At 46.7% G+C, this 7,616-nt stretch carries 12 protein-coding genes; 1 reads left to right on the top strand and 11 read right to left on the bottom strand.

Annotation, left to right across the window (positions count from 1 at the left end):
- Positions 1-251 (top strand): hypothetical protein (locus AB4653_RS02180; protein ID WP_372103206.1); only part of this gene is annotated, 251 nt, incomplete at its 5' end.
- A gap of 58 nt (positions 252-309) precedes the next feature.
- On the opposite strand, the gene AB4653_RS02175 is transcribed toward AB4653_RS02180, so the two are convergent.
- The 11 genes from AB4653_RS02175 to AB4653_RS02125 all read right to left on the bottom strand — a co-directional run.
- The gene (locus tag AB4653_RS02175; RefSeq protein ID WP_102258090.1) at positions 310-2,289 is read right to left on the bottom strand and encodes a hypothetical protein; all 1,980 of its coding nucleotides are present in this window, start codon (positions 2,287-2,289) and stop codon (positions 310-312) included.
- A 36-nt stretch (positions 2,290-2,325) separates the two neighbouring features.
- Positions 2,326-2,445, bottom strand: a complete 120-nt coding sequence (locus AB4653_RS02170; protein WP_258182968.1) for a GpE family phage tail protein — start codon at positions 2,443-2,445, stop codon at positions 2,326-2,328.
- Between the two features lie 32 nt (positions 2,446-2,477).
- Positions 2,478-2,762, bottom strand: coding sequence for a phage tail assembly protein (locus tag AB4653_RS02165; protein ID WP_102258091.1), 285 nt, complete (start codon positions 2,760-2,762; stop codon positions 2,478-2,480).
- Positions 2,746-3,489, bottom strand: coding sequence for a phage terminase small subunit (gene gpM / locus AB4653_RS02160; protein WP_102258092.1), 744 nt, complete (start codon positions 3,487-3,489; stop codon positions 2,746-2,748). The genes AB4653_RS02165 and gpM overlap by 17 nt, the downstream gene beginning before the upstream one ends.
- Positions 3,490-3,500: 11 nt before the next feature.
- Complete coding sequence (locus AB4653_RS02155; RefSeq protein ID WP_102258093.1) at positions 3,501-3,866, bottom strand: phage tail tube protein; 366 nt, start codon at positions 3,864-3,866, stop codon at positions 3,501-3,503.
- 3 nt (positions 3,867-3,869) lie between these two features.
- Positions 3,870-5,006, bottom strand: a complete 1,137-nt coding sequence (locus AB4653_RS02150) for a phage tail sheath subtilisin-like domain-containing protein (RefSeq protein WP_102258094.1) — start codon at positions 5,004-5,006, stop codon at positions 3,870-3,872.
- Positions 5,006-5,209: a DUF2635 domain-containing protein gene (locus AB4653_RS02145; RefSeq protein ID WP_102258095.1), complete on the bottom strand. Its 204-nt coding sequence runs from the start codon at positions 5,207-5,209 to the stop codon at positions 5,006-5,008. Before AB4653_RS02145 ends, AB4653_RS02150 begins: the two co-directional genes overlap by 1 nt.
- Entirely contained in the window at positions 5,209-5,748 is a 540-nt protein-coding gene (locus tag AB4653_RS02140; protein ID WP_102258096.1) for a phage virion morphogenesis protein, read from the bottom strand. Before AB4653_RS02140 ends, AB4653_RS02145 begins: the two co-directional genes overlap by 1 nt.
- A complete protein-coding gene (locus AB4653_RS02135; protein ID WP_102258097.1) occupies positions 5,745-6,209 on the bottom strand; it encodes a phage tail protein in 465 nt (154 codons plus the stop codon). Before AB4653_RS02135 ends, AB4653_RS02140 begins: the two co-directional genes overlap by 4 nt.
- On the bottom strand, positions 6,209-6,658 hold the full coding sequence (locus AB4653_RS02130) for a head completion/stabilization protein (RefSeq protein ID WP_170962717.1): 450 nt from the start codon (positions 6,656-6,658) through the stop codon (positions 6,209-6,211). Before AB4653_RS02130 ends, AB4653_RS02135 begins: the two co-directional genes overlap by 1 nt.
- Before the next feature lie 121 nt (positions 6,659-6,779).
- A partial coding sequence (locus AB4653_RS02125; protein ID WP_372103204.1) for a P2 family phage major capsid protein occupies positions 6,780-7,616 on the bottom strand: 837 nt, incomplete at its 5' end.

The following is a 7,616-nucleotide window of genomic DNA, read 5'->3' as shown; positions in this document are numbered from 1 at the left end:
GTTCAATAGATACTTATCTAAATCAGCTATTGAACTTATCAAGTCTCAGACTAATCTTGGCGAATAGCAATGGTAATCAAACAGGAAAGAATGTTATACACTTTAAAAACTTAAATAGCGTAGGTAGTTTTATTCAATCTGATTGGTTGAAAGTTCAAGCGTTATATAACAAGTCCATATTGAAAGCGGACCAAGAAATGATAGATCAAGCTCTTGAAGAAGTTGCCAATAATTTAGGGGTGATTTTGTAACTCCTAGTTCCGTTAAGGTGTTAACAAAGTAAGCCCTTGTTATTTCAAGGGCATTATCCTAAAAGCTCACCGCCATATTCCCCACATCTAAGTTCAAGTCAGTTCCCTTTTCACTTTTCGCTTTCTCGATCGCGACTGGCTTATCTGACTTGATGGTCAATGACACTTCGGATTTACTTTTAATGGTTTGGTTACCCAGTGGGCTATATGCTGTATTTTGCTTGGTAGATTCGAATCCGCCAGCTTGATAAGCATGGGGCCCTTGTTCGGTTTGATTACCCAACGAACCATACGTTGCGTCCTGCATAACTGGCTCAACTCCACCTGCTTGATAAGCATAATAACCTTGTTCGGTTTGGGTTCGCTCCGTTCGGTTTTGGGTTTCATTGGTCGTAATGCCAAGCGTCGCGCTCTTGTCTTCAATACGGTTGAGTTTAGCGGCTAAGTTATCGACTTCTTGGCCAGCTTCATCAGTTTGAATTTTCCACCCATCGGGTATGAGTGCATCTGGTAGTTTGTTGATTAGGGCTTTGAATTTATCCCATAACCAGCCAATGCCGCCACCAATCCATTTAATGACTTTATCTAAACCAATGAACTTATCGATTAAATAAGTAATCGCGATTACCGCAGCAGCAACCGCGGCCACCATGAGCCCTATTGGGTTTGCCAGAACAGCCGCATTTAAAGCAATCAACGCCACTTTTAGAATGGCGACCGTCGCCAAAATCCCTTTGAAGTTTTGCGCTAACCAAATAAGCCCTTTACCTAGCAGTTCAAAGCCTTGATAAAGACCATCTACGGTTTGGATAAGCTTTTCAATAAAGTCGGTTCGCCAGGCCGCGTTCTTAAATTTCTCAGAAAACTGGGTGAATGCTTTGGTCGCTTTTTCCATGATGGGTGCAAGTGCTGCAAACTTCATAGAGCGGACGCTTTCTTCGATTTTTTGCAGAGCATCATTGTAGGCTTCCGCTTTCGCCGCATCTTCTGCAGTCGCACCGCCACCCAATGCATTGAGTTCTTTTCTTGCTGCCGTTAGCCCTTCAGTGCCTTCACGCAACATGATCAGCATTTTGCGACCGTCTTGTCCAAAGGCCGCATCGGCAAAGGCCATTTGCTCTTGAGGCGTTTCAAGCTGAGAGAACTCTTCAAGGAGCATCTCATAAGCCTGCTTGGTGTCTTGCGCTCCCTGTAAGTCTTTATGCAGCGCGTTCTCACTTTTCTTTAGGTAAGAGCCTAACGCACCTGAACCCGTTTTTTGCAGCACGCCAAGTCGTTTGGTAAAGCGAAGCATTGAGTTAGACAATGCGTCAGAGCTTACCCCTGCATGTTCAGCCTGGGACTGCATGGCTTGAAGTTCTTCAATAGGTAATTTTAGGGTCGCCGATGTCTTTGCCAGGTTGTCCATTTCACCTGCAGCACCATTCACTTGCGTCACTAACCCCGCAAAGCTTAAACCACTTAACAGCGCGGCTCCTTTTCCTGCCGCTGCAGCGCCGACTTTGGGAAACTTGATGGAACGGTTCAGCTTTTGAATCGGGCTCATGACTCTTTGTAAGGTGGTATAACGCTTACTGAGTCTTCCTATTTCCTTACCGTGTTTCTTATAACTTCGATTCAGACGGTCGTACTCATCATCGAGATTCCCTGTATTTACTCCTGTCTTTTTTAACTGGCTATCGAGCTTCTCTAAATGGGACTTGTAACCCTCTTGCTCGGTGTTCAGCTTGCTCAACTTAGCTTGTTGCTTTGTGATTTTCTCCGTGAGTGCAGCGCTTGGGGATTCAACGCCTGCCGCTTTGACTTTTAACTCTTCAAGCTTTTCGCTGACCGCAGCAACAGCAATGGCATTCTTATTCATTGCTTTCCGTGAGCTTTTGAACGAGTCAATCATCCCCATTGCGGCAGAGTCATCAGCCTGTGTCTTTTGTACTTTCTTAATGGACTTGGCGTAATGATCACTCTCGCCACTCATACCTTTGAGAACGGCCGAAGTTTTATCTTTCATATCCATGAGAACAGACAGTTTCATTTTCATTCTGGATAGCCTTTTGTTGATACAAAAAAAGAGAGCTTATTCGCTCTCTTGTGGTGTTTGTTCGTGCCTTTGTCTGGCCAGCTCTCGAAACAGTAATAGATCGTCGTAGCTGAGTTTGTCTATTTCGCTTGGCGGCCAATGGAACACAAGGGCGATATCTGCGTAATAGTCTTCAACTCTATCTATAACTATTCCGTCGCGACGAAAAAAGAGGCAAGCGTCGTGAGCAAAGGCGCCCAGTTCTCTGGAGGCATGTTGATAATGTCACGCTCGTTCAAGCAAGAGATTCGAGGCAATAGGGTTTGTCCCGCTTCAAACTTCATTCCACACACATCTATCAAGCTCAACCCGCGCAAATGCCCAGAGTGTGGCTTGCTGATATCAATATGCGTTAGTGCTTTGCCGTCTTTTTCAATAGGCGAGGCCAGTTCAGCGACCTTGATTTGTGACTCGTCTTTAATGGGGTTGGTCATAACCAAGCTCCTTTTGTAATGCTTCTAGTTTCTTCTTCACGCCGCCTTTGTTTGGATCTAGCTTCATCACTAGCTCAAACAGGTTGTGCGCTTTTTCTTTTTCGCCAGCTTCAAAGTGCCAGTCACCGACTAGGCGGAACATTTTTACTTTAAGTGGGGCGTTGGTAGCAAGCTCGCCAGTCAGTAAATCGCTCACCGCTTTTAGCAGATATTCGCGCTTAAACGCTTTCTTTTCGGTGTGCGCTTTGTGCGTGTACTTAAATACGTAATCACAGAAACCCGTTTGACCGTTCACTTTAAAATTAGCCGGTGCTTCTAACCCGCCATCAATGGCTGCTCGAAAGTCAGCGTGGATCTCTTCAAACTTGCCAAGGTCGAAGTGCCACATATAAAAGCACCACATCACATCGAGGTTGCCGTAGTCGCCTTTGTGGGTAACCAGTAGCTTTTCAACCAGTGGGCGGTACTTGTTAATGAGCTCTTGTTTGTACGGGTCTTTCTCTTTCGAGCCAGACAAGGTACGCAAGCGGCTTTGGTCTTGCTTAAACACGTTCTGTGTTTCTTCCCAGGGCTTATCAGCAAAAGCAGTGCGAACGGATTGGCTCAATGCAGCCCCGTTCATTGCGCCAACATCGTTTAGAAGGTCGACACTGTCAGTAGCTTCAAAGGTTTCAACCGTTAATGGTTTTTCCTTCAGTGCCTCTCGTTTCATCAGTATGGATATCATGGTATTTCTCCTTACTGCGGGATGAGTTCGTCACCGTTGAAGACCACTTCAAGCTGACCATCTTTTACCGCTACGGTAAGCGGGTCGACTGTCCAGGCGCCTTTCAAGGTGTAAGCTCGGCTTGTGTTCGTTTCTAGGGTGATGTCCTCACCTACAAAATCAGCAATGGCTTTCTCATCGGTGTCTTGAGCGTGAATGATGGTGCACTTGATGAAAGGCGCATCTGAGAACTGTTCAGAGAAACCCAATACGCCATCGTCACCCATGATGGTTTCGCGCTTCATATTGCCCATACCGAATTCAGCGCCTTCTTTAAGGGGAAGGCGACCCAATGAGCCTGCGTTAAGGACAGCACGGCTAGTAATTTTTGTTCCCATGACTTACTTCCTAAATTGAATTTTACCCGCAACGATAATCAAACCGTTCACGAACTGTGGTGAATCTTGGTAGTTGACGCGCTGCTTGTTGGTTTTATCAAGCTCGACGATGAGTGACTTTTTGTAGCCATCGAAATCTTGCACGATGCCTTGGTATTCCAGATCTCGATACAAGGTCAACAGTTTGGCCTTGAACATGGTCGGCGTAACAATCGGCTGACCTTTGGCGAACTTGGTGCCGTCTTTCGCAACTTTATGTCGAGGGTAGACACTTAAGATCAACGAGCGCTGTTTCTGACGGAAGTACATGGCGGTTGCCGGTGTCATTACATCGAGGTAACTGTTGTCTGTTACGCCAGCTGCGTTTTCGGTGTAAGCCGTCACGGCACGTTCAATTAAGACTTCATTCGCTGAGTTCACCGTGTAGGTACTCAAGCCTTCATACAAAAAGAGGTTGCGTTCAGCCCAATCCCACTCTTGCGTTGCCAGTGAATAAACACCGTTTAACTTGAGTGTTTGTAGCGGCCTGCAAGGGTCGATAGCCAATGACGGGGCGATTTGACCTACCCATGCACCAATGGCTTTTGCATCTGATAATGCTTGGTCTTTAGAGTCACCAAAGTTGTTGATTGGCAGGAAGTTGATTAACGGGCAGTTGCTCTTTGCTGAAAAGGTAACTAGCTCGGCGTGCGTGCCTTTCTTCGGTAGATACGCAATACCTGGCACTTGTTCTAATGCGGTATAACGATTTTCAAGAAAGGTACCCAATTCGCGAATGGTAGTGTCGTCATTCAATGAGCACATGATGTGGTGGTATTGCGTGTCACCTAGCGCCGCCAATGCACTTGCAATATCATCGCTACCCACGCTGATCGCGTAAATTGGCATGGTTTTATCTTGCTTGCGGAAGTAGGTGATCATTTCCACGATGTCGCTACTCGCACCAAACGAGTCTGCCGCTTTTGTCTCATCCATACAAAGCGTGACTTTATTGTGAGCGACCTTTGCACCGCTGACCGCATTACCGATCGCCAAGACGACTTGTAAGTCTTCTGCGCTGTTTGCCAGGCTATTATCAATTTCAATATAGACACCGGGAACGCGAGCGGTGCTTGGTACTTCAGCAAAACCAATACTCATTATTTAGTTTCCTTCTTGGCTGTTTTGTCGATATCCACGACACTTTCTTCAGCGAGTCGACGTAGCCAGTAAGCGTTGCGAGGCTTTACTTCACCTACAGCTTTCAGTGGCTCTCGGGTAATAGGGTCTTTCACGATTAAGCCTTTAGTGGCGGGCTTAATCTTGAAGGTGGGTACTTTGGGTTTCTCTACTTGTTTATCCATTACGCTGCATCCTCTAGTGCAAAGTGTTCCGCTGCCATGGCGAGTAGTTCTCGCTCTAGAGCAGGTGTCCAACCAATGAAGGTTCGTTTGGGCATTTGATAATTGCGCTTGGTTCTCACGCCGCCTGTCCATTGACCTGTTTTGCTGTTGTAGTGGCCATTAACGCGAGTCGTGAATGACACTTGAGAGCCTTGGTTGTGCTCTTGGCCGATGCGACCCGCGACACCTTTTAGGCCAATCTCAAAGCTATCTTCTGTTACGTGAGTTCTTAATGCCTTACCAAAACCGAGCAGCATGTTTTTATTGTTAACGGTGTTCTGCGCTTGGGTGCCATCCCATAGTTGGGTTGTCTTTCGCCGCGTTCGGCTTTGGTACGGGTTGTTATCAATATCTCGCTGAGCGCGAATTTGCTGACGAAAGAACTGCCGTGCTCGGTTGGCCATTCGTTTATTAAGCTCAAACTTATCACTGGCCGTAAGCACTAAACTTTCCACAACTTGAGTCAGTTGTTCAGGCGTCGCGAGTGTTAATTCACTCATGGCAAATCACCTAAGTGGCCGACAAAGTGGACCAATTCACCGAGTTGGTCTTCATCGGCTCGCGCTTCAAAACCACTGACACATTCATAACGGGTATCACCTTGCTTCCAATTTCCTTGTTCGCTTTCTTGAAGGTCGAACTCTTCACGAATATCAATTTTCAGCTTGAGATCAAACACACCTTTATCGAGAGGCTCTAGCGCGAACGTCGGCATGGGTAAGCCTTTTTCTGCTCGCTCTGGGTCGAACTTATTAAGCCAGCTGACTAAATGCATAAACAAAACTTGCGGCTCTAACTTGGCGCTTTGCAAGAAAACGATGGCGGTGTATTCAATTTCAAATCCATCGACAAAAGCACCTTGTCCACAAAATAAAGCGCCATCCTCCGCCCACACGTCCATTTTGGCCGCGTCTGTCACATGGCTTTTGAATAAGTCCGTTAAGCTTTGCAGTGCTTTCATTACACTCTCTCGAAGCAGTAGGTTTCTTCTGCGTGAATTAATATGTCTACCGCTTGGCGGTACTGCACTTCGCACTCTTCTTTCTTACTGGTGAGCGCTTCTTGTCTGTCAGCGGCTTCGGCGGTTGCGTCACCACTCATTTGCACGCTAATCAGTTGCGCGGCGGTTAGTGCGAACACAGCCTGCTTGTAAAGGGTTTCGGCCGAGTCGTCATCACTAAAGCGCTTTTGGGATAACGCTGTCAAACTAGCAAAAGGCACTAAGGTGTCTTTAAGCTCTGAGTGCACTTTGATTCGTGACACCTTCGCGTGATGCAGAATGCCTGCCTCTGTCTCATTGCTTTGGAAATGGTACAGAGACTGAAACTCTGAAATGTTCAGTACTGGGTATTTGCCCGTTGCTGGCAACTGAGATTGATACGGTTTGTTTTTGTTGCCGACAAATTCCATGATTTATCCTTGTTGGGTTAGGGAATGCAGGCCGACAATCGCGAATAACAGTTAGCACCAAAGCGCACCTGAAATAGCAATAGAGCCTGCATTGAGGGGGTGTTAGTGTTTAACGCTTGGCTTAATGCCAGGCATCGTTAATCCAAAGCTTCACGTTTTTGAACTCAATCGCGGCGGCTTTACCTAGCTCTTCAATCACGTAAGCCATGTTCATCGACTCAAAGTTTTCAATCTGGTCTTTTTCATCGTTCTTCTTACCTGTAGAGCGGCGAATAGAACCTTCTTGAATGTAGATGGACAGGTTGTCGTAACTGGTGACCATGATGCCCGTAGAAGGGAAGCCTGGTACTTTCACAGCAGGCAAACCGCCATAAGTACCGATGACTTGCAGCTCTTGGATTTTGCCTTTTTCGCTTGGCGTATTACCGTGTGCTTCGTAGAACTTGGCTTTGTCGTAAGCAAGCAGATCAGAGCCGATGATAGCCACAAGGTTTGAATCGTTTTCACACGCGTCATGCAGTAGGTTTTTCGTTTCAAGTACCGCTAGGTCTAGGTTGATGAAGTCACCACCTTGGCCAATACGCACTTCACCCACGTTCTTACCTTGTTTGATAAGTCGCGCTGCGTTGTGGTCACGCATGGCTTGGAACCAACCTTTGTTTACGTCTTCACCGTTCGGGTTCGCGCTTGCATCGGTGTTATCAGCAACGCTTTCGCCATACCAACCGATAGTGATTTTGTTCGCATCAATCTGTTCGCGAGTCGCTTTACTTAGCAAGGTGTTGAAGTTTTTATGATGCGCCCATGCATCTACTTTTGCGTAACGTAGTGCAGTATCAAAGTTCACTTGCTCACACATGTAAGGCATAGCCCCCATACTTGAGTGATCTTTAGGTGTGCGTTTGCCTGCACCAGAAGTATCGGTACGGCTGGCAATCATGCCTGTCACACCAAGGCC

Source organism: Vibrio sp. 10N.222.48.A3 (assembly GCF_041475345.1).
In the GTDB taxonomy this organism is placed as follows: domain Bacteria; phylum Pseudomonadota; class Gammaproteobacteria; order Enterobacterales; family Vibrionaceae; genus Vibrio; species Vibrio tasmaniensis_A.
This window is presented reverse-complemented; position numbering and strand designations above follow the sequence as displayed.